The 19,817-nt window shown below is 63.0% G+C and carries 20 protein-coding genes and 1 tRNA gene; 9 read left to right on the forward strand and 12 right to left on the reverse strand.

The annotated features are described in order from the left end of the window. Positions 1 to 195 precede the first annotated feature (195 nt). From HAQ05_RS16670 to HAQ05_RS16700, 7 genes are all read right to left on the reverse strand, one after another. A complete protein-coding gene (locus tag HAQ05_RS16670; protein ID WP_190422585.1) occupies positions 196 to 2,172 on the reverse strand; it encodes a PAS domain-containing sensor histidine kinase in 1,977 nt (658 codons plus the stop codon). Beyond that, positions 2,169 to 2,792, reverse strand: coding sequence for a response regulator transcription factor (locus tag HAQ05_RS16675; protein WP_190422587.1), 624 nt, complete (start codon positions 2,790 to 2,792; stop codon positions 2,169 to 2,171). The genes HAQ05_RS16670 and HAQ05_RS16675 overlap by 4 nt, the downstream gene beginning before the upstream one ends. A 137-nt stretch (positions 2,793 to 2,929) precedes the next feature. Further along, on the reverse strand, positions 2,930 to 4,261 hold the full coding sequence (locus HAQ05_RS16680; RefSeq protein ID WP_190422589.1) for a deoxyguanosinetriphosphate triphosphohydrolase: 1,332 nt from the start codon (positions 4,259 to 4,261) through the stop codon (positions 2,930 to 2,932). 60 nt (positions 4,262 to 4,321) lie between these two features. Further along, positions 4,322 to 5,488, reverse strand: coding sequence for an EAL domain-containing protein (locus HAQ05_RS16685; RefSeq protein WP_190422591.1), 1,167 nt, complete (start codon positions 5,486 to 5,488; stop codon positions 4,322 to 4,324). A 125-nt stretch (positions 5,489 to 5,613) separates the two neighbouring features. Continuing rightward, complete coding sequence (locus tag HAQ05_RS16690) at positions 5,614 to 5,943, reverse strand: hypothetical protein (RefSeq protein ID WP_190422594.1); 330 nt, start codon at positions 5,941 to 5,943, stop codon at positions 5,614 to 5,616. Next, a complete protein-coding gene (locus HAQ05_RS16695) occupies positions 5,940 to 6,329 on the reverse strand; it encodes a phage holin family protein (protein WP_190422596.1) in 390 nt (129 codons plus the stop codon). Before HAQ05_RS16695 ends, HAQ05_RS16690 begins: the two co-directional genes overlap by 4 nt. Before the next feature lie 2 nt (positions 6,330 to 6,331). After that, positions 6,332 to 6,646, reverse strand: a complete 315-nt coding sequence (locus HAQ05_RS16700) for an ElaB/YgaM/YqjD family protein (protein WP_190422598.1) — start codon at positions 6,644 to 6,646, stop codon at positions 6,332 to 6,334. A 482-nt stretch (positions 6,647 to 7,128) separates the two neighbouring features. Here HAQ05_RS16700 and HAQ05_RS16705 point away from each other — a divergent pair, with 482 nt between their 5' ends. The 4 genes from HAQ05_RS16705 to HAQ05_RS16720 all read left to right on the forward strand — a co-directional run bounded on the left by HAQ05_RS16705 (position 7,129) and on the right by HAQ05_RS16720 (position 10,273). Then, positions 7,129 to 7,368, forward strand: coding sequence for a glutaredoxin family protein (locus HAQ05_RS16705; RefSeq protein WP_190422599.1), 240 nt, complete (start codon positions 7,129 to 7,131; stop codon positions 7,366 to 7,368). 142 nt (positions 7,369 to 7,510) lie between these two features. Beyond that, positions 7,511 to 7,789, forward strand: a complete 279-nt coding sequence (locus HAQ05_RS16710) for a transcriptional regulator (RefSeq protein ID WP_238935175.1) — start codon at positions 7,511 to 7,513, stop codon at positions 7,787 to 7,789. A 40-nt stretch (positions 7,790 to 7,829) separates the two neighbouring features. After that, entirely contained in the window at positions 7,830 to 8,726 is an 897-nt protein-coding gene (locus tag HAQ05_RS16715) for a pseudouridine synthase (protein WP_190422603.1), read from the forward strand. Positions 8,727 to 8,905: 179 nt separating this feature from the next. Next, positions 8,906 to 10,273 carry a PipA/GogA/GtgA family type III secretion system effector gene (locus HAQ05_RS16720; protein WP_190422604.1) on the forward strand — a complete coding sequence of 456 codons (1,368 nt, stop codon included), beginning with the start codon at positions 8,906 to 8,908 and terminating at the stop codon, positions 10,271 to 10,273. Positions 10,274 to 10,437: 164 nt separating this feature from the next. On the opposite strand, the gene HAQ05_RS16725 is transcribed toward HAQ05_RS16720, so the two are convergent. The 3 genes from HAQ05_RS16725 to mobA form a co-directional block, all read right to left on the reverse strand. Further along, positions 10,438 to 10,514: transfer RNA gene (locus tag HAQ05_RS16725), tRNA-Pro, on the reverse strand. Between the two features lie 88 nt (positions 10,515 to 10,602). Then, complete coding sequence (locus tag HAQ05_RS16730) at positions 10,603 to 10,824, reverse strand: YgdI/YgdR family lipoprotein (protein ID WP_190422605.1); 222 nt, start codon at positions 10,822 to 10,824, stop codon at positions 10,603 to 10,605. Positions 10,825 to 10,903: 79 nt separating this feature from the next. Beyond that, on the reverse strand, positions 10,904 to 11,485 hold the full coding sequence (gene mobA / locus HAQ05_RS16735; protein WP_190422606.1) for a molybdenum cofactor guanylyltransferase MobA: 582 nt from the start codon (positions 11,483 to 11,485) through the stop codon (positions 10,904 to 10,906). A 77-nt stretch (positions 11,486 to 11,562) separates the two neighbouring features. Here mobA and moaB point away from each other — a divergent pair, with 77 nt between their 5' ends. Together moaB and HAQ05_RS16745 are read left to right on the forward strand one after the other, a co-directional pair. Then, positions 11,563 to 12,102: a molybdenum cofactor biosynthesis protein B gene (gene moaB / locus HAQ05_RS16740; RefSeq protein WP_190422607.1), complete on the forward strand. Its 540-nt coding sequence runs from the start codon at positions 11,563 to 11,565 to the stop codon at positions 12,100 to 12,102. Between the two features lie 13 nt (positions 12,103 to 12,115). After that, positions 12,116 to 13,303, forward strand: coding sequence for a molybdopterin molybdotransferase MoeA (locus tag HAQ05_RS16745; RefSeq protein ID WP_190422754.1), 1,188 nt, complete (start codon positions 12,116 to 12,118; stop codon positions 13,301 to 13,303). A 12-nt stretch (positions 13,304 to 13,315) separates the two neighbouring features. Here the strand turns inward: HAQ05_RS16745 and HAQ05_RS16750 are convergent, their stop codons facing one another. After that, complete coding sequence (locus HAQ05_RS16750; RefSeq protein ID WP_190422608.1) at positions 13,316 to 14,758, reverse strand: mannose-1-phosphate guanylyltransferase/mannose-6-phosphate isomerase; 1,443 nt, start codon at positions 14,756 to 14,758, stop codon at positions 13,316 to 13,318. 283 nt (positions 14,759 to 15,041) lie between these two features. On the opposite strand from HAQ05_RS16750, the gene yegS reads away from it, so the two are divergent. The 3 genes from yegS (at position 15,042) to HAQ05_RS16765 (ending at position 17,814) form a co-directional block, all read left to right on the forward strand. Beyond that, entirely contained in the window at positions 15,042 to 15,941 is a 900-nt protein-coding gene (gene yegS, locus HAQ05_RS16755) for a lipid kinase YegS (protein ID WP_190422609.1), read from the forward strand. A gap of 94 nt (positions 15,942 to 16,035) precedes the next feature. After that, on the forward strand, positions 16,036 to 16,959 hold the full coding sequence (locus HAQ05_RS16760) for a chemotaxis protein CheV (RefSeq protein WP_190422611.1): 924 nt from the start codon (positions 16,036 to 16,038) through the stop codon (positions 16,957 to 16,959). A 51-nt stretch (positions 16,960 to 17,010) separates the two neighbouring features. Further along, positions 17,011 to 17,814: an MOSC domain-containing protein gene (locus tag HAQ05_RS16765; RefSeq protein WP_190422613.1), complete on the forward strand. Its 804-nt coding sequence runs from the start codon at positions 17,011 to 17,013 to the stop codon at positions 17,812 to 17,814. Between the two features lie 24 nt (positions 17,815 to 17,838). Here the strand turns inward: HAQ05_RS16765 and HAQ05_RS16770 are convergent, their stop codons facing one another. Then, entirely contained in the window at positions 17,839 to 19,773 is a 1,935-nt protein-coding gene (locus HAQ05_RS16770) for a transglycosylase SLT domain-containing protein (RefSeq protein WP_190422615.1), read from the reverse strand. Positions 19,774 to 19,817: the final 44 nt, after the last annotated feature.

The following is a 19,817-nucleotide window of genomic DNA, read 5'->3' on the forward strand; positions in this document are numbered from 1 at the left end:
GCGGGGGACAAGGGGGGGTAGCGAATGGCGGCCTGCTGCTCATGCGGGTTTTTGCTCGTAGGCGAATGAAAATAAAACGTTCTTTTCATTGCCTACACGCAACCCGGGCAGGTCTTCCTCACTTGAAAATAAAATTTATTTGTATCGGAGGGCGGGCACGGTAGGCGGCCTACGCGACGCCGGCGCCGGTTGCCATCAGCCCGGTGCGATATGGGCAGGCTGCGGCCCAACGGGTGCTGGCGCTGTGGCCTGGCATTCGGCTTCAAGGGCCGTGAGCGCCGTAATCAGTGCCTGGCGCGCCGGTAGCCACTCGGCGCCGGTTCGGCAGGCTTGCTCCAATGCGTGCGCGGCTTGCTCTACGTGGCGCGCACCGACGATCAACGCCATACCCTTCGCCCGGTGGGCAAGGTCGGCCAGCGTTTGCGGGCAGGTATGCTCAGCCAAACTGCGGCGGTCGCTCTGGCAGCCGCGTACCACCTCCGCGCGCAATTGCGCGCCAAAGCGGGCGTCGTGCAGGTCGGTCAGGTGCCGGGCCGGAAGTGGCGCGCACTCGGCCAGGCAGGCGCGTAGCCGGGCCAGGTCTACCGGTTTGAACAGGCAACCGTCCATGCCGGCGGCCAGGCAGCGCTGGCGCTCCTGGGTTTGCGCATTGGCGGTGTAACCCATCACCGTGCAGCGGGCACGGCCTTCGTTGGTTTCGAACTGGCGTATCGCCTGGGTCAAGGCATAGCCGTCCAGCCCAGGCATATTGCAGTCGGCGATCACCAGGTCAAACGGTTGCGCTTTGTAAAGCCGCAGCGCCGCCGTGCCGCTCTCGGCCGCGCGGGGTTCGATGCCCAGGCGCTGCAATTGCCGGGTAAGGACCAAGCGATTGGCCGGGTGGTCGTCCACCACCAACACCCGCAACGGCACGAGCTGCGCCGGGGCCGCCCGGGTGGGCGCCGGTGCTGGTGCATTGGCGCACAAGCGCAACGACAGCGCCAGGCACACATTGGTGCCTACGCCTGGCGTACTGTGCAAGGTTAGATGGCCGCCGAGCACGGTGCTCAGCTTGCGGCAAATCGAAAGGCCCAGGCCGGCGCCATCGCTGCAGCGGGCAGCGCCCGTCGGGCGGAACTGGGTAAAGGGGGTAAAGGCCCGTTGTTGGTCTGGCACCGATATGCCCACACCGGTGTCATTCACGCATAAACGCACCTGCAGGTAGCCTTGGCGTACCGGTTGCAATGCTTCCAGGCGGATGGTCACGTGCCCTTTGGGGGTGTATTTGATGGCATTGCTGATCAGGTTCGATAGCACCTGGCGCAGCCGCAGTGGGTCCACCTCTACCGCTGTGCGGGTACGCGGGTCGATGTTCACGTGCAGGGCCAACCCCTGCTCGCGGGCGGCTGGCGAAAACATCGCGGCGGTGTCTTCGACCAGGTTGGCCAGCGCCACAGCTTCGGGCATCGCCGTCAGCTGCCCGGCTTCGATACGGGCGATGTCGAGCACGTCACCGATCAATGCCAGCAAGCCCTGCCCGGCACGTTGTGCCACCGCCAGCGAGGCTTCATCCGGGCGCCCGGCGCGTGCGTGCTCCAAGGCCAACTCCAGCAGCCCGAGCATCGCGTTCATTGGCGTGCGTATTTCATGGCTCATGGTTGCCAAAAAGGTGCTTTTCGCCACATTGGCCGCGTCGGCGGTGTCTTTGGCCTTTTTAAGCTGTTCGAGCAGCAATTGCCGTTCGCTGATGTCGATCCACCCGCAGACCACCCCACACACCTGGCCGCTGCCGTCGCGGTAGGGCAGCGTCCAGTGGTAGATGGTCAGGGTTTTGCCAGCAAAGCTCAAACTGCGGTCGCGGATCAGCGGGCGGCCGTCGGCGATTACCTGCGCATAGTCGCGTTCATAGGCTAGCGCATCTTCGCTGCCGGCCAGTACCCCTTCGGTGACGCTGCGGCCGAGGATGCCGGTGCGGGTGCAGCCAAAGGTTTTCAGGTAGCTGTCGTTACAACTGAGCAGCCGCCCCTGGCGGTCGCGGATATAAATAGGGTGGGGCGTGCCATCGACCAGTGCCTCGAGGATGCGTACCTGCCCCGCCAACCTGCAGGCATGCCGCCACAGCCCGATGCCCACTGTGGCCAACGCCACTAAGGTGCACACCGCCCCGGCGATTAACCACCACGGTGCCGTCATATCAGTTCGATTCGTTTGGCGAGGGTGATCAGGTCGGCTACCGACCGCACCTTGAGCTTTTCCATCAAGCGCTTTTTGTAGGTGCTCACGGTTTTATCGCTCAGGTACATGCTCAAGGCGATTTCCTTATTGCTGCGGCCTTGTGCATACAGTTGCAGCACCATCAGTTCGCGATCGTTGACCTGTTGCAACAGAGCCAGCTCTGCCTGGCGGGCCGGGTCGGCGCAGGGCAGCAGTGCCTGGCGAGGAAAGTAGTTGTAACCACACAGTACGGCGCGCACCGCGCTGAGCAACTCGCCGAGGTCTTCTTCCTTGCGCACGAAACCACAGGCGCCGGATTGCATGCAGCGGATTGCGAACAACGCCGGCGACTGCGCGGTGAGCACCAGGATGCGCACGTTCGAGCCCATGTTCTGATAGCGCGAGAGCAACTCCAGGCCGTCCAGCCGCGGGATACCGATGTCGAGAATAACGAGGTCGGGCCTGCTTTCGCGCACGCGCTGCATGGCATCGACACCGTTATCGCTCTCGCCGAGCACCTCGTAGCCTTCGGTTTCCAGGAGCATCCTGACAGCGAGGCGAACCACCGGGTGGTCGTCGATGATGTAGATGGTTTTCATGGGCACTTCCCTGCTCGATCTTGAAACAGGGGCACCCTAGCTCATTTGTGTGCCATAAGGATGTCGGCACGGGGGCGGAACCGTTATATCGGAAATTTCCTACAGCATTTTCGGAAGCCATGAAGGGTTGCGAAGGGTCACACCGGCATAGCCCCGCCGGTCATCTCTCGCGCCATGTCGCTGGCATAGCTGTCGGTCATACCGGCAATGAAATCGACCATGCGCAGGAACGCCGTGTGCAAGGGCCAGTGCGGTTGCGGCGCATTATTGCCGAGCAGGTCGAGGATGCGCCGGTGCTTGAACGATGGCGTACGCCCGCCGTGCTGTTCCAGGGCTGCGCCGCAAAAGGCATTGAGCAGTACTTCGAGGGTGGTGTAGGCGCCAATCTCGTGGAGGGTTTTGCGCTTGTCTTGGAAGATTTTGCGCCGCGCGATCTCCTTTGCGCTTTGTACGCAACGCTTGGCCGGCCCTTGTATGTGCTCGACCAAGTCACCCTCCAGCGTGCCGGCCAACAGTGCCGTTTGTTGCTCGACGAAGGCCCTGGCGGCGGCGTTGGTCAGGTGCTCGATGGCTTTGCCGCGCAGAATCGCCAGCTTGCGCCGGCGAGAGTCAGCGGGCCCAAGCTGCCGGTAGGTATCGGGCAGGTCGTCACCGACCAGCCCGAGCAGCAGCGCCTCGACCTCGGCATAGTCGAGCAGGTCCATCTCCAGGCCGTCTTCCAGGTCGATCAAGGCGTAGCAGATGTCGTCCGCGGCCTCCATCAAGTAAACCAGCGGGTGCCGTGCCCAACGTTGCGGGCCGAGTTGTGGCAGGCCAAGCTTCTGGGCGATCTGCTCCAGCAGTGGCAGTTCGCTTTGGTAACAGCCGAATTTGTGCTTTTTGTAACCTTGCGAATCGGCATGCTGGGCGCTCCAAGGGTACTTCAAATAGGCCCCAAGGGTGGCGTAGGTCAGGCGCATGCCGCCTTCGAACTGGTGATACTCCAACTGGGTAAGCAGTCGAAACCCTTGGGCATTGCCCTCGAATGTCAGAAAATCCAGGCGTTCGGCCTCGTTCATCGCATCCAGCCAGCCTTTGCCGGCAGCCTGCTGGAACCAATGGCGAATGGCATCTTCACCGGAGTGGCCAAACGGCGGGTTGCCGATGTCGTGGGCCAGGCATGCCGATTGCACCACCATGCCCAGGTCTGCCGGGCTGCACCAGGCCGGCAGGCTGTCGCGCAGGGTTTCACCTACACGCATGCCCAATGAGCGGCCCACGCAGCTGACCTCCAGTGAATGGGTCAGGCGGGTGTGGATGTGGTCGTTGCTGGTCACCGGGTGTACCTGGGTCTTGCGCCCGAGGCGGCGAAACGCGCCCGAAAAAATGACCCGGTCGTGGTCCTTATGAAACGGGCTGCGGCCCAGTTCCTCGGCACCGTGCACGACCTTGCCGAGCCGTTCACGGTTGAGCAGTGCTTGCCAGTCCAAGGCGTATCTCCGTACAAAACCAAGCCTGTAGCTTCCCCGCTTCGGTGCTGCGGTGCAAGGTCATAAACAGCCGGTGGGGTCTACGTCGATCAGCAGCAGGCGTTGGCCATTGTCGAAGCACTGCCCGGCGGTCAAACAGTACTGGTTGGTGGTGGCGTCCCGGTAGGTGCTGGAAAGCGTTAGCCGGCGTTCGTCCCAGCCTTCGGCGAGCAGGTGGTAGAAGTACGGCCGCCATGACCAGTTGTGGCCGATATAGCCGGCATCGCTGCGCCAAGCGCCGTCGTGCCATTCCAGGTTAGGCGTGAGCTGGGTGCCATGGCGGTCGCATTGGTAAAAACGCAACACCCAGGGGTAATCGTGCAGTGCCGGCAGTTCCGTGGTGGGCGCGTGCCGGGTGGCCCACGCTTGCAATTGGCTCATCAGCATCGCCAGTTGCTGGCGCAGGCGCTTGAACGCAGCGCGCTGCTCGATTTTGTGTTGTACGTAGCGGCCACGCAGGGCCGCGAAGCGCTCAACGAATGCGTCGCTTGCGAAAAAGCCCGGTTCTGCCCGGGCAAACAGGTAACCCTGCACATAGCGCGCCCCGCATTCCAGGGCAAAGTCCATTTCTGCCTCGGTTTCCACGCCCTCGGCAATGATCCAGCAACCGGTTTTCTCGGCCATCAATGCCAGGGCCTTGACCACCTCGCTGCTCGGGCCGCCCCGGGCGGCCGCTTGGAACAGGCGCATGTCGAGCTTGAGGATATCCGGCTGCAGTTCGAGCACCCGGTCGAGTTGGGAGTAGCCGACCCCGAAATCATCGATGGCGATGCGGGCACCGGCTTGGCGATAGCGCGCGGTCACGTCGCGTAGGCGTTGGTTATTGCCGGAGCATTCAGTGATCTCAAACACCACACGCTGCGCCGGCACGCCATGCTTGGCCAACTGTGCCAAGCTCGGCAGCGCCTGCCCGGGGCGCAACTGGCTAACCCAACGCGGCGATATGTTCAGGCTTAAGAACCAATCGGCCGGCGCTTGGGCGAATGTGCTAAGGGCTTCATTACGGATTTGCCGGTCGAGCGCACGCAACGCGCCTGCGGTCTGTTTGGGGTCGCCGAACAACGGCCCCACCGAGCGAAGCTCCCCGCCGGGTAGGCGCAAGCGGCCCAATGCTTCTACGCCGGCGATGCGGCCGGTGGCGGTGTCGATAAAGGGCTGGAAGCAGGCGGTAGGGTGCCCATCGAACACGGCGGCTCCTTAATGCTCAAGAAGGAAGCCTGAATGATGGCTTCTTGGAATCACCCCCGAGCACTGCAAGAATGCCGCCAATTCGCAATCGCTAACGCCATGCAGCCAACGTTCGAACCCTCACATCAACGCGTCGCCTTTTGCAGCAGGCGCAGCAACGGTGCGAGGCTCGCCGCCAACCGCACCAGGCGCCCCAGGCCACCCAGCTTGCCAGCGCGCGCCCCTTTGCCACTGAGAAAACCCAGCAGCGTGACCAGCCCCACCCCCCACAGCGGCCCATGTTTGATGCCCAGCCCCTCTTGTACGTGTTGTGACATGCCCCGCAACCGAGCGAGTGGGTTGACCACTTGGCGGGCCTCTTGGCGGATCTCCTGGCGGTGCATTTCCATGCGCAAGCGAACCAGCGCCTTGCGCATCTCTCGGCGCGACGCGCCGCTGTTCGAGGGTAGGGTCATGGCAACAGCCGCTCCCGGTCTTTAGCCAGCTCTTCAAGGGTGGCATGAAAAGGCGACAATTCATCGAAGATCGCCGCTTTCAGGCGCAACGCGCAAAACAACCCAGCTAGCAGGTAAAAAATACACAAGCCCACCATCCCAGGGATGCGATAGGTATCCCACAGCAGGATGAGCACCAACCCCGATAATGCCACCAAGGCGAGCAGGGCGAACACCAGGGCCAAGCCTGCGAATAACAGCAGGCTCACCGTGCGGGATTTTTGTTCTTGCAGTTCAATACCGGCCAGTTCCACATGGCTGTGCAGCAGGCCCAACACGCTGGCCAGCAGGCGCCGGCTTGGTGAGCCGGTAGGCGCGGCGGCGCCCGGTTTTTCCCCGATGCTCATGTTCAGCGCCTTGTTGCTAACAAACCGATAAGAAAGCCTACGCCGGCTGCAATTCCAATCGCCTGAATCGGCTTGGCTTGGATAAACTCTTCGATAGCACCCACCGCCAATTTGCCTTGTTCGATCAAAGCCTGTTCGCTGTCTTTGAGCGAGCCGCGTGCCCGTACCAGGCTCTCCTTGATCTGGGCGCGTAGCACTTCGGCTCGGTCCCCCGCCAAGGTTGCACTGTGCTCAAGCAGTTTTTCGGCATCGCGTACGAGGTTCTGGAAATCTGCCGCAAGCACTTCTTGTGCGGCTTTGGCGCTGATGTTGGGCATATTGCCTCCTGTCTGGTCGTTATCGGTTTCGAGTCCATGAACGCCGCTAAGGTTCAGCCGGCCCCCCATGGTAGTTTTTTGCTGCCAAACGGTGCGGTGCCCAGCCTGGCGCGCCCAAACGAGGCATTCATCGGCAGGCCACGGAAGGGTCAGCGAGCGGCCGCCTAAATGTTCCTTCACGGTACGCCCATCGGCTGCTCCTACAGCAGTTGCTCAAGGTGGTTGAATGAACCCTTGTGCCCTGGGCGCGTAAACAGTGTGCGGGGTTTGGGCGCCGCAATGGCGTGCCACAACAGTGATCGTAGCCTGCGCTGGGCCATTTTTCGAGCCCGTGCCGCGTAGGGTGGCTGCGGGGTGAGGGCACAAACGCTGGCGAAGGGCTAAGGGAGTGGCCTTGGTACAAGCGCCTGCTGCTTGCGAGCACGGCGCGGTAAGGCGCGATTGCCTAGACTAATATGCCGTTGCCGCTGAGGGGGTTTCACATGCTCGCCGAATGCAAATTGTACATCGTCACCGGCCACCCTTTGTGCAGCCTCGCCGAGGACATGCTCATGGATTGGGTGGAGCGGGCAGGGCTGTTGGTCGAACTGGTCGACATTACCGAGCAGCCTTTGCCGCTAGCCCAGTGGAGCAGCCGCGTGCCAGTGCTTGAGCGGGTGGATACCGGCGCGCAGTTGCCCTGGCCGTTCGACCTGGAAGATATCGAACACTTCCTGAAATAACGCCAGGGTCGCCTCCGCTGGTTTAACTGCGCACACTCACTGCTTGCCGGCCACTTCATGGATGAGTAAACTGTATATGCATACAGCAAAAGCAGGGCGAAGCCGCGTGAACATCGAGCAACTTAAATACAGTGTCAATCACATGCCAGCCCACGCGGTGTTCGACGCAGCCTTGGCGCTTCAACTCGAGGGGCTGGTGATGGATGACCGCACGCCTTTCAGCCGGGTTCACTTCAACGCCTGCTTTGCCGAAATAGAAGCGCTGTTCCAGCGTGCCGGCTATCACCGCGGCCTAGACGTGGTGGGCTATGACGGCCAAGTCTACGCCCTATACGACCCTGCGCGCTGGGAGGCGGTGGCGGTGCTGCGCACCCTCAAGCAGGCGTGCGAGGCGCGCCAGGCTGGAATGGCAGCCAGTTGATGCGGGATAATGCCCGCCTTCCTTAGCGCAGGCACCGAACATGGCCAACCCCAGCTTTCACCCCGCCCAGGTGCAGGCCAGTACACTAAGCCTTCCCGTGGGGCCCTGGCGGACGGTATTCGAATGCCTGTGCGAGCATTTTCCCAACCAAGGCGCGCCGGTGTGGCGCGAGCGTTTTGCCGCGGGCAAGGTGCTCGACGCGCACGGCCAGGCGATGGCACTGGATCACCCTTACCGTGCCGGCCTGCGCGTGCACTATTTTCGCGAAGTGCCTGGCGAAGCGCCCATTCCGGTGCAGGAGCACGTGTTGCATGTAGACGAGCACCTGGTGGTCGCGGATAAGCCACACTTCCTGCCGGTTACGCCCGGTGGCCAGTATGTGGAGCAAACACTGCTGCGCCGGCTGATCCGCCGCTTGGGCAACCCGCACCTGGTGCCGTTACACCGCATCGACCGGCACACGGCAGGGTTGGTCATGTTTTCAGCCAACCCCTCCACCCGTGCGCGGTATCAAAGCTTGTTCCCCCAGCGGCGCATTCATAAACACTACGAGGCCGTAGCCCCAGCGTTGCCGCAGCTCGCGTTCCCCTACGTGCACCGCAGCCGCATGGTGCGTGGCGAGCCCTTCTTTCGCATGGCGCAAACCGAAGGGCCGGCCAACAGCGAAACGCTGATCGAGGTGATCGAACGCGGCAGTGACGCGTGGCGTTACGGATTGTCACCCGTTACCGGCAAAACCCACCAATTGCGGGTGCACATGGCGGCGTTGGGTGCGCCGCTGCGCAACGACCCCTTTTATCCGCAGGTGCTCGCGGCACACTGCCAAGCCGATCTCACGCGGCCGTTGCAACTGCTGGCACGGGCGCTTCGTTTCAACGACCCCCTCAATGGGACGGAGCGCTATTTTTGTAGCGAGTTGGCGTTGCTGCCCCTGTAAAAAAGGCCGTCACTCGCCCCCGGGCGCTGGGCAGTAGCGTATCGCAGCTCGAGGCGGCACCGTGTACATGCCGCAGCCAAGGCGCGAGCGCACACTGGCGCCGGCCGCACGCTCAACCGGAACCGATCGGGGCATGCTGCCCACAAAGCCGTGACATCCTCGCGAAAAAAGGCCTTTCCATGCTTTTTCCCTTACAGGTCACGGCACGCCCAGCCCCGGCGGAACCACAACTGAGTGCGCCACCGAAAGATACCGATCAGCAACTGGCCGAGCGCCATGGCGACATGCACGCGCAACTGAAAAACCCTAGCGCCATGCGCAGGCAGCACGACATGCAAGCCATTGACGACGGCCCACAGCTGGAGCTGGCCCGCCTGGGTGATTACCTGGTCCGCGCCGACAGCCGAGCGGTGGATGGTAAGCCCGACGATTACCGCAAGGCCATGGCCACGTTGAACGAAACACTGGTCAGGGCCTATGAGCGCAGCCCAACGTTTCGCCGCCTTTACAACCACGCGGTGCAAAACGGTGTTCTCAGCTTGGAGGGCCGCTATGCGCTCACACTCGCGCGCCCCCTAGGTGACGGCCGAAGAAGTACCCCGTTGCTGATCGATGGAAAAGAGCCTGGCAAGCAGCCCCATCGCTCGGCCCGCAGTTATCGAAGCGCATCCGGCGAAAGGGCATCTAGTAGTAAACGCGTGTTGCTTGAACAGATACTGTCCGCTGTTACACGGTTACCTAGCACAGAAAGCAAGCACCCCAGGGGGCCCATTCAGGAATACGCCAATATCATCCTCAAGGAACAGGGTGAGCGTGCCGAGCCCGCACTGGTCGCTCAGTTGGAGGATGCGCCACCATCGCGTTCGCCTAACGGCCGCTCAGCGAGCCCACGGGCTGTGCTTAATAGTGTGCTCATGACCCACAACTTGGCTTCGGATAACGGGGCGCAACCGCCGGGGCGTGAACGCTTTCAACGGGCCAAAGCTGAGTTGAACATCGTTGCTCAAGCGCGCTTGGAGGCCATCGCCAACCGCCCCCGGCCGAACCGGCCAGACCTTCAGCAGCTCATACAGATAGACCAGCAGAACGCAAAAGCGCTGGTGCCCACATTGTCACGCCTATTGGTAGGCATGGACGGCACCGAGTCGCCGCTGGGCTTGCTTGAAAAGATGGCGCGGCAGAATGCGCGCCAGAAATTATTCACCTATCGGATGGATAAAGCCCGTGAGCCGTTTGAGATGGTCGCCCGGCGAGACGGCGACTGCTCATCCTTTGCCAAGATTTTCAACATGGTTGGCCAAGCGGCCGGTATCAAAGGCCTTCGTCCGGTCGAGTTGGAAGGCGCCATGAAATTCACCTTATCGGCGACACCAGAGCTTTCCAACTGGGCGGCGGGAGCGCCTCTTGAGTTCGCCAGGCACACCATTTTGGCCATCGAAAACGAAGACGACACTGGGCCCGATATACATTTCGACCCGGTATTTGGTTGCCAGGTAGATCCCGAGCAATACGGCAAAGACGCTGACCGGTACTTGATGCGCGCCTAATGTGATGGTTTGGGGGGGTGCCTGAGCATGCCCATGTGGGCGTTGTAGCTGGGCGTGTCGCGTTGTGCTGTTTCTGGCAAGGCAGCCAGAAACAAGAAAGCCCGCACGAGGCGGGCTTTTCAGGGCGTTTCGTAGGCTATTGGAGCCAGCTCGAAACAGCGATTTGGTCGGAGAGACAGGATTCGAACCTGCGGCCTTCTCGTCCCGAACGAGACGCGCTACCTGGCTGCGCTACACTCCGATGGCGCGAAGGATATCCGGGCTTTGCGCGGTATGCAACCCCTTGATTGACGAAGGGTTAATTCCGCGCCGGGGCCTGGCAGCCGCGCTCAAAGCTCCTTAACGGTGCGCACTTGGTCTTTGTTCACCCGGGTGACTTTGCCGTCCAACTGCTCGAACTCATAGAAGCCGGTGTCGTCATCGTACTTGGGCGTGTCGACGGTCTGGATTTCACGGCCATCGTTGAGGGTAATCACGTTCGGCGTCGAGCAGCCCGCCAGGGTGGCCAAGCCCAAGGTGAGCATCAAAGCGGGAACGATCCGATTGCGCATTTTCTAATTCTCCGGTGTAAATAATGCTGAGTTTACTAGCACCTGAGACGGCCGCGCCAGCGGCAAGTTCCAAAGCCATTCATGATGGCGCTTCGAGCCGGCCGAGTGTATTGAGGTTGGCCAGGCGCGGGTCGCCTGCGGCGCAGTCCACCGCCGCCACCGGCTGGGCCAGCAGCACCCTACGCGGGCTGCGTTCACCGGCTTGCCAAGCGTGCTCGAAGGCGCCGCGCAGCCGAGTGGGCATTACGCACAGCAGCGGCTCCCACTGGCCGCCCTGGCGCACCATCGCGCTGCCGCCGGTGCGCTGGGCAGCGCCAAGCAAGGCTTGCAGCAGTGCGGCGTCTACCCCGGGCACATCGCAGGGCAGCACCAGCAGCCAAGGGTGGCGTGCTGCCGCCAGCCCTGCCAACAAACCCGCCATGGGCCCCGGAAAACCCTCTTCGGCGTCGCCGACCAAACGGTCGGCATAGCGCGAGTAGGCGCTTTCATTGCGGTTGCAGGAGATGATCAGGTCGTCCGTCAGCGGCCGCACCTGTTGGTACAGATAGCTGATCAGCGGCTGGCCATGCCATTGCAGCAGGCCTTTGTCTTGGCCGCCGACGCGTTGGCCCTGGCCACCGGCCAATAACAGGGTGGAAACAGCCAGCGGCGGGGTGGGCATTGGGCGGCTCGGCGGGCAAGCAAGGGGGTGGCTGTGGTATAACATCGAGCCTTCGCGCAAACAACCGGATCGTGCTTATGAAAGCCAAGGCTGACACGCCGTTCGTGCCGCTCAACATTGCCGTGCTCACGGTCAGCGACACCCGCACCTTCGAAAACGATACCTCCGGGCAACTGTTCGTCGACCGCCTCCAAGAGGCCGGGCACTACCTGGCCGCCCGCATATTGCTCAAGGACGACCTGTACCGCATCCGCGCCCAGGTGGCCCAGTGGATCGCCGAGGATACCGTCCAAGTGGTGCTGGTCACCGGCGGTACCGGCTTCACCGGCCGCGACAGCACCCCCGAAGCGGTTGCCTGCTTGCTCGACAAACGCGTCGACGGTTTCGGTGAATTGTTCCGGCAAATATCGGTGCCCGACATCGGCAGTTCCACCGTGCAGTCGCGCGCGCTGGCGGGCCTGGCCAATGGCACGTTGGTATGCTGCTTGCCTGGCTCGACCAATGCCTGCCGCACCGCCTGGGACGGCATCCTGGCCGAGCAGCTCGATGCACGCCATCGCCCGTGCAACTTCGTACCGCACCTCAAGCAGGCGGCACCCTGCGAAAGCCGTGGCTGAGCCCAAGCCGTTGATGCCACTCGAACAGGCCCTGCAGCGCCTGCTCGAGGCGGCCGCGGCCGAGCCGATCCAAGCCTGCGAAACCGTATCACTGGCCGATGGCGCGGGGCGCGTACTGGCCGCGGGCCTGCAAGCCACCAGTGACTTGCCGCCTTGGCCGAACAGTGCCATGGACGGCTATGCGCTCGCGACCCAGGGCTGGGCCGGCCAAGCCTTACCCATCAGCCAGCGGGTGTTTGCGGGCACGGCGCCGGGCCCGCTGCAGCCGGGCACCTGCGCCCGGATTTTTACCGGCGCCCCGGTACCCGACGGGGCCGACTGCGTTGAGATGCAAGAGAACGTGACGTTGCTGGCTGACGGCCGGGTGCAGTTCGACCAACCGCTCACGCCGGGGCAGAACATTCGCCCACAAGGGCAAGAAACCCGCCTGGGCGAAACCGTGCTGCCAGCCGGGACGCGCCTGGGGCCCATCGAACTCGGCCTGGCCGCTACCCTCGGCCATGGCCAACTACGGGTGCGGCGCCGGCCAAAGGTGGCGGTGCTGTCCACCGGCGATGAACTGGTCGAGCCGGGCCAGGCATTGGGCCCAGGGCAAATTTACAACAGCAACCGGCGTTTATTGATCAGTTGGTTGCAGCGCCTGGGGTGTGAGGTCATCGATGTAGGCATCCTCGCCGACGACCTGGCGCTGACCCGCCAGTGCCTTGAGGCCTGCCAGCAGGTCGACTTGATCCTCAGCACCGGCGGGGTCTCGGTGGGCGAGGCCGATTTCCTCGGCCAAGCGCTGCGTGAGGGCGGTGAACTAAGCCTGTGGAAGTTGGCGATCAAGCCGGGCAAACCATTGACCTTTGGCCGTTACCTGCAGGTGCCGGTGCTGGGCCTGCCCGGTAACCCGGCCTCTACCCTGGTGACCTTTGCCCTGCTGGCCCGGCCCTACCTGTTGCGCCGCCTGGGCTGCCAGCAGGTGGCGCCGCTGCGCCTGGCCGTGGCTGCCGGGTTCGACTGGCCGGTGGCGGGCAGCCGGCGGGAGTTTTTGCGCGCCCGGCTGGAGGGCGACCGCGCGGTGATCTACCCGAACCAAAGCTCGGGCGTACTGCGCAGCGCCGCCTGGGCCCAGGGCTTGGTCGAGGTGCCAGAGGGCACTACCTTGCGGGTAGGCGACAGCGTGCGCTTTATCCCTTTGAGCGAGTTGCTGGGGTGACTGTTATGGCGCCTAGGCCGGTACGCGCCCATACACATCGGTGAAGCGTACGATGTCGTCTTCACCCAGGTACTCGCCGCTTTGTACCTCGATCATCACCAGGTCGATCACGCCGGGGTTGACCAGCCGATGGGTGCAGCCTGGCTTGATGAAGGTCGATTCGTTGGTGTCGAGCAAAAATTCATCCTCACCGTGGGTGACCCGCGCCATACCGCATACCACGATCCAGTGCTCACTGCGGTGGTGGTGCATCTGCAACGAAAGCGACTGCCCGGGCTTGACCATGATGCGCTTGATTTTAAAGCGTTGGCCTTCCTCGAGCACGGTGTAGGTGCCCCACGGCCGGGTCACCGTGCGGTGCAGGCGGTAAGTTTCGTGGCCTCGGCTTTTGAGTTCCTGGGCGATCAGGCGAACATCCTGGCTGCGGTGGGTATTGGCGATCAACAGGGCATCGGGGGTGTCGACGATCACCAGGTCTTGCACTCCCACGCAGCCGACCATGCGCCGTGGCGAGTCGATATAGCAGTTGGTGGTGTCGTACAGCACGGTTTCGCCGTTGCATTGGTTGCCTTGCGCATCGGCCGGGGCCAGCTCGCGGATCGCTGCCCACGAGCCGATGTCGCTCCAGCCCAGATCGCAGGGCACTACCGCGACCTTCTTCGAATGCTCCATCACGGCATAGTCAATTGAAATATCCGGTGCGGCGTTGAAGTACTCGGGGGCAAGCTCCAACTGGTATTCGGCATCGCCGCGCCTGCTAGGGCTGTGTTCCAGGCACTGTTGCGCCGCCTCAAGCACCTCGGGCGCATACACGGCGAGCTCTGCCAAAATGCTGTCGGCGCGCAGGCAGAACATCCCTGCGTTCCACAGGTGTTGGCCGCCAGCCAGGTAATCCTGGGCGGTGGCCAGGTCTGGCTTTTCGACAAAGCGTGCAACTTCAAAGGCACCGTGGCCGAGCGCATTGCCTTTTTCGATGTAACCAAAGCCGGTTTCGGCACGGCTGGGCACCAGGCCGAAGGTGACCAGGGCGCCATCCTGGGCCAGGGCCCTGGCAGCCTCCACGGCCCACGCCAGGGCGTCGGCGTCACGAATCAAATGGTCGGCAGGCAACACTAGCAACTGGCTGTCGCCGCCATATTCGCGCGCTACATGCAGGGCGGCCATGGCTATGGCCGGTGCCGTATTGCGCCCGCTCGGCTCAAGGATGAAGTCTAGCGGCAAGCGGCGGTGGTTGTACTGGCGGTAATCATCAGCCGTGCGGAAGAACAACTCGCGATGGGTCACCGTCAGGATACGCTCGACCCCGGGCAGGCCTGCGGCGCGCTCGAAGGTTTTCTGCAACAGGCTTTCGCCGTCTGGCAAGCGCATGAACGGCTTGGGCATGGCTTCTCGCGAGACCGGCCACAAGCGGGTGCCGGCACCGCCGGCAACGATGCATGGAACGAGAGAGCTCATCCTGTATACCTCTCAGGTAGGCGCGTGGGCGCGCAAAATACACAGGGCAGCGCGGTAGCGCCGCCGCGAAGGGAGCGGGCGAAGAAGGGTGTGAGCGGGAAGGGGAGCAGGCTACCGCCACCCAAGGGAGCGGGAGGCGATGAAATGATGTGAAAACGATATTAGTCAATCGATTGACCCTTTGAAAGGGCTACCGACGAAAGGTCGGTTTTTTGTCGTTTGGCCCCGGGCGCTTTTCGCCGTATCTGCGGTCTATGCCTGGATCACTTACGGGGAGTTGGACATGGACGAGCACAAGGCGTTGTTGATTCTGCATGGCAAGCAGGCGCTCAACGAGGAGGTACGCCGCGCGGTGCAGGCGCAGCGGGCACAAGGCTGGGATTTGGCCGTGCGTTTGACCTGGGAGGCGGGCGATGCGCAGCGGCTGGCGGATGAGGCAATGGCCGCCGGTTACCCTACGCTTATCGCCGGGGGCGGCGATGGCACCCTGCGTGACGTTGCCCAAGCGCTGGCGCAGGCGGCGGCGCCGGCCTCGTTGGTGTTGATGCCGCTGGGTACCGCCAACGACTTCGCGCGCGCTGCCCAAGTGCCCTTCGAGCCCGCCGAAGCGCTCAAACTGCTCGGCGCGCCAGCGCGGCCTGTCGACTTGGGCGAGGCCGACGGAGAAATTTTCCTGAACATGGCCACCGGTGGCTTTGGCAGCCAGGTGACCGCCAATACTTCTGAAGACCTTAAAAAGGTGCTGGGCGGGGCGGCTTACTTGTTCACCGGCCTTAGCCGTTTCAGTGAGCTCAACGCGGCCCAGGTGCGGCTCAGCGGGCCGGGGTTCCAATGGCAAGGCGAATTGCTAGCGCTGGGGATAGGCAACGGTCGCCAGGCCGGAGGTGGCCATGTGTTATGCCCGCAGGCCTATATTGACGACGGGCTGCTGGACATCAGTATCCTGCCAGTCCCGCGGGATATGATCGGCGGGCTCAAAGACTTGCTCGCCGGCGGCTTGGGAATCGACTCGCTGTTCGTTCGGGCGCGCTTGCCCTGGGTGGAGGTGCACTGCGGCCAGGGCATGGACATGAACCTCGACGGTGAGCCAGTTAACCGCCGCGAGCTGAGGTTCGCCGCCCGCCGGCAGGCGCTGCGCATTCACCTACCGCCGCAATGCCCGCTGCTCAGTCATCCGGGCTGATGAAGCGTTTAGGCGCCGCTTTTCAAGTTTATGCCGGCTCAGCCGATAGCTCCCGTTAGCACACCCATCTTCAGGCGCGCGGGGGCCTACAACCATGGCTGGTATTCTCGATACGGTCGATCAGCGAACCCAATTGGTGGGTGAAAACCGCCTGGAAATCCTTATGTTCCGCCTGGTTGGCCGGCAGTTGTTCGCGATCAACGTGTTCAAGGTGCAGGAAGTTCTACAACTGCCCAAGCTCACGTTGATGCCCCAGCGGCATGCCTTCGTGTGCGGGGTGGTGAACCTGCGGGGGCAAACCCTGCCGGTGATCGACCTCTCCCAGGCCATTGGTATGCGCCCCATACAAGCAGGCCCCGGTAGCACCATTATCGTGACGGAATACAACCGTTCGGTGCAGGCATTTTTGGTAGGCGGTGTGGACCGCATCATCAACATGAACTGGGAAGCGATCATGCCGCCCCCCTCCAGTGCCGGCCGCCAGCATTACCTCACCGCTATCACCAAGGTCGAGGACCAGTTGGTAGAGGTGATCGATGTGGAGAAGGTACTGGCCGAGATCGTGCCGTACAACGCCAAGGTTTCCCGTGAAAAACTCGACGATAGCCTGTTGCAGCAGGCCCGGGGCCGCGAAGTGCTGTTGGTGGATGACTCCACGGTGGCCTTGGCGCAATTGCGCGACACGCTCTCGCAACTGGGCATGAAGATGCATGTGGCCACCGATGGCCTGAAGGCCTTGCGCATGCTCAAGGGGTGGGCCGACGCCGGGGAAGACTTGCAGGAAAAACTGCTAATGATATTCACCGATGCCGAAATGCCGGAAATGGATGGCTACCGCTTGACCACCGAGATTCGCCAAGACCCCCGCTTGGCCAAACTCTACGTGGTGCTGCATACCTCGCTGTCGGGCAGTTTCAACGAGTCGATGGTGCGCAAGGTGGGCTGTGACGACTTCCTGTCCAAGTTCCAGCCCGACCGCCTGGTCGATGTGGTTCGCCAGCGCCTGGAACGGCTCTGAGCCCCGTGCGCGGGTGATACCCTAGGGCTCCCCTGCTTCGGAAGCATCACCATGCAACTGTGCGCCCTGTACCGTTACCCGCTGAAGTCGGCCATTGGCCAAACCCTGCGGCAATCCGCCGTCGGCCCACTGGGGTTGGCGGGTGACCGCTGCTGGATGCTGGTGGAAGCAGGCAACGGGCGTTTCATGAGCCAGCGCAGCGTGCCGCGCCTGGGCCAACTGCGTGCCGAGTGGGCCGCCGACGCTGGGTTGCTGCTGGGGGCCACTGGGCACGGGGAGTTGGCAGTGCCGCTGCCGCCGGCACAGGCGCCGCTGCGCGACGTGACGGTGTGGGGCGACAGCCTGCGTGTGCCAGATGCGGGAGACGATGCTGCGGCGTGGCTGAGCGCGTTCATTGGCATACCCGTGCGGCTCGTGCACGTACCGGCCGAACGCGCGCGGGCGGTGAACCCGGCTTACGCCCAACCGGGTGACCGAGTAGGGTTCGCCGACGGGTTTCCCTTGCTGCTGATTGGCCAGGGCTCGCTAGACGATCTGAACCAGCGCATCGGGCGGCCGATGGAAATGCTGCGCTTTCGTCCCAACCTGGTAGTCGACGGCGCCGCGCCTTATGCCGAAGACGGCTGGAAACGCCTGCGCATCGGCGAGGTCACCTTCCGTGTAGCGGTGCCTTGTGCCCGCTGCATACTGACTACCCTCGACCCCCAAACCGGCGAGCGCAGTGCGGATCGTGAGCCGCTGAACACGCTCAAGGGCTACCGGCTGCGGGAAGGCGGCATCATGTTCGGGCAGAACCTGATTGCCGAAGGCCATGGAGAGCTGCAGGTGGGCATGGCGGTTGACGTGCTGGAATGAGGCGCGGCCGGGCGTCCCGGCGGCTCACTGGTCATCGAAAAACCGCTCGTTCCATTCCACGATGGGCTGCGGAGTATTAAGCTTATCGCCGTAGATCACGGCATAAGACAACACGTTCTGCACATACTGGCGAGTTTCATCGAACGGGATCGATTCCACCCACACATCGAAGCTCAGGTGATTGGCACCGCGCAGCCATTGTTTCACCCGGCCGGGCCCGGCATTGTAGGCCGCTGAAGCCAATACCCGGTTGCCATTGAACTGGCTCTGTACCTGGCTCAGGTAAGCCGCACCGAGTTGGATGTTTTTGTCCGGGTCGATGGCCTGCTGCGGCGAAGCCAGGGGGATGCTGAATTTTCGCGCGGTTTCCTTCGCGGTACCCGGCATCAGTTGCATCAGGCCCATGGCGCCTACGCCGGAGCGTGCGTCGTCCATGAAGGCGCTTTCCTGGCGAGTGATGGCGAACGCCCAACTGGCGTGCAACCCACGCAGGCGGGATTCGCGCACCAGTGTATCGCGGTGGGCCATGGGGAAGCGGATGTTCAGGTCGTCCCAGTATTGCGCTTGGCTGATGGTGCGGATCGCCGGGAAGTACCAGCCCAAGTCATAGGCAAGCTTAGCCTGGGCAACCATTTCGTCACGGTCGAACAGGTGCGTAACGTGGTACCACTCGCGGCGCCCGGCGACGATGTCGCCGCGCTCGTAGAGCTCCAGCGCCCGGCGTACCCCCGGCGCCCGGCGCACCTTGTTCAGCGTGGCCTGGGTCAAGGGCAGCGGCCGATTGGTCAACTGGTAAGGTTCCTGCGCACGGTCGGCGGCCAGGAAACCGTAGAAGTCACGTTCCTTGGCCAGGCTTCGGTACAGTTGCATGGCCAGCGGGTTTCGCGGCTGCGCCAATTCCAGGCTGCGCGCCTGCCAATAACGCCAGCGGTTGGTTTCGGCCAGCGACGGCGGCAGTTGGCGGGTGAGGTCGTAGGCCTCTTGCCAGTGGCCCAGGCGCAGCAGCAGGCGCAGGCGCCACTCGGTCACGGTGTCATCCTTCAGGCCCGGGTCGTAGGTGGCCATCAGGTCGAGCGCGCGGGGGTCGTATTGGCGTGCCAAGGTCAGCCCGATCTCCCGCGCGATGGCAACCTTCTCCTCGACGGAGAAACGCATGGTGGCCGCGTAACCGTCGAGCAGGCTCATGGCTTGCTCAGGGCTCTGCTTGGCCAGGCGCCGCAGGCCATAGCTGACCACATCGCTCATGGCCTCATCGACTGGGCGGAACATCGCCGGCTGGCTGAGTAATTCAGGCTTTTGCGCAACATTGAGCAGCAACCTGCCTTGGTTCGACAGCGTCACCAAACCTTTGCTCAGGCTGTTCGCCAGGCTGAAGTTGCGCGCTTGCACTGCCAATTTCAGTCGCTCCCAGCGCTTTTGCTCGGTGAGTTGCCCTTCGCCGGCCCAGCGGGTGAACAGGTCATCGCAGGTGCTGGGGAGGTCTTTACCGCTAAGCCAGAGCTTTTCGGTATTGGCGTAGGCTTCGGCGCGCAGGCTTGGCTGGGTGAGTTGGTACTGGGCATTGAGGCAGTCGAGCTCGGTGAAATTGAGCTTGGGCGAATAATAGCGCTCGAAGGTCGCCCAGTCGCCGCGGTCTGCCAGCAGGCGCAGCCAGCGCAGTTTCATCCAGTTGGCCTGGGGCAGGTCGCCGTGCTCGGCGAGAAAGCCTTCGACCTCTTGGTCGCTCGCCGCCGGTAGCCGCGCGGTCAGCTCGTCGTAGGCCAGGTAAGGTTCCAGCGGGTAATCGGCCAGTGCAGTGCGGGCCTGGAAGTACGGGGCGCTATCGCCCTTGGCCAGGGCCTTTTTGGCTTGGTCGTATAATTGCCGCTGGGTAGCGAGGTCGGCGGCCTGTACACCGCTTGAGGTGACCGCGGAGAACAACAGAACACAGGAAACGAGGCGGGACAGTCGACTGCGCATGAGACTTCCGGAGTGATGCGATTAAGGCGGCGCATGGACCGCGC

Source organism: Pseudomonas typographi, assembly GCF_014694385.1.
Classification (GTDB): Bacteria; Pseudomonadota; Gammaproteobacteria; order Pseudomonadales; family Pseudomonadaceae; genus Aquipseudomonas; species Aquipseudomonas typographi.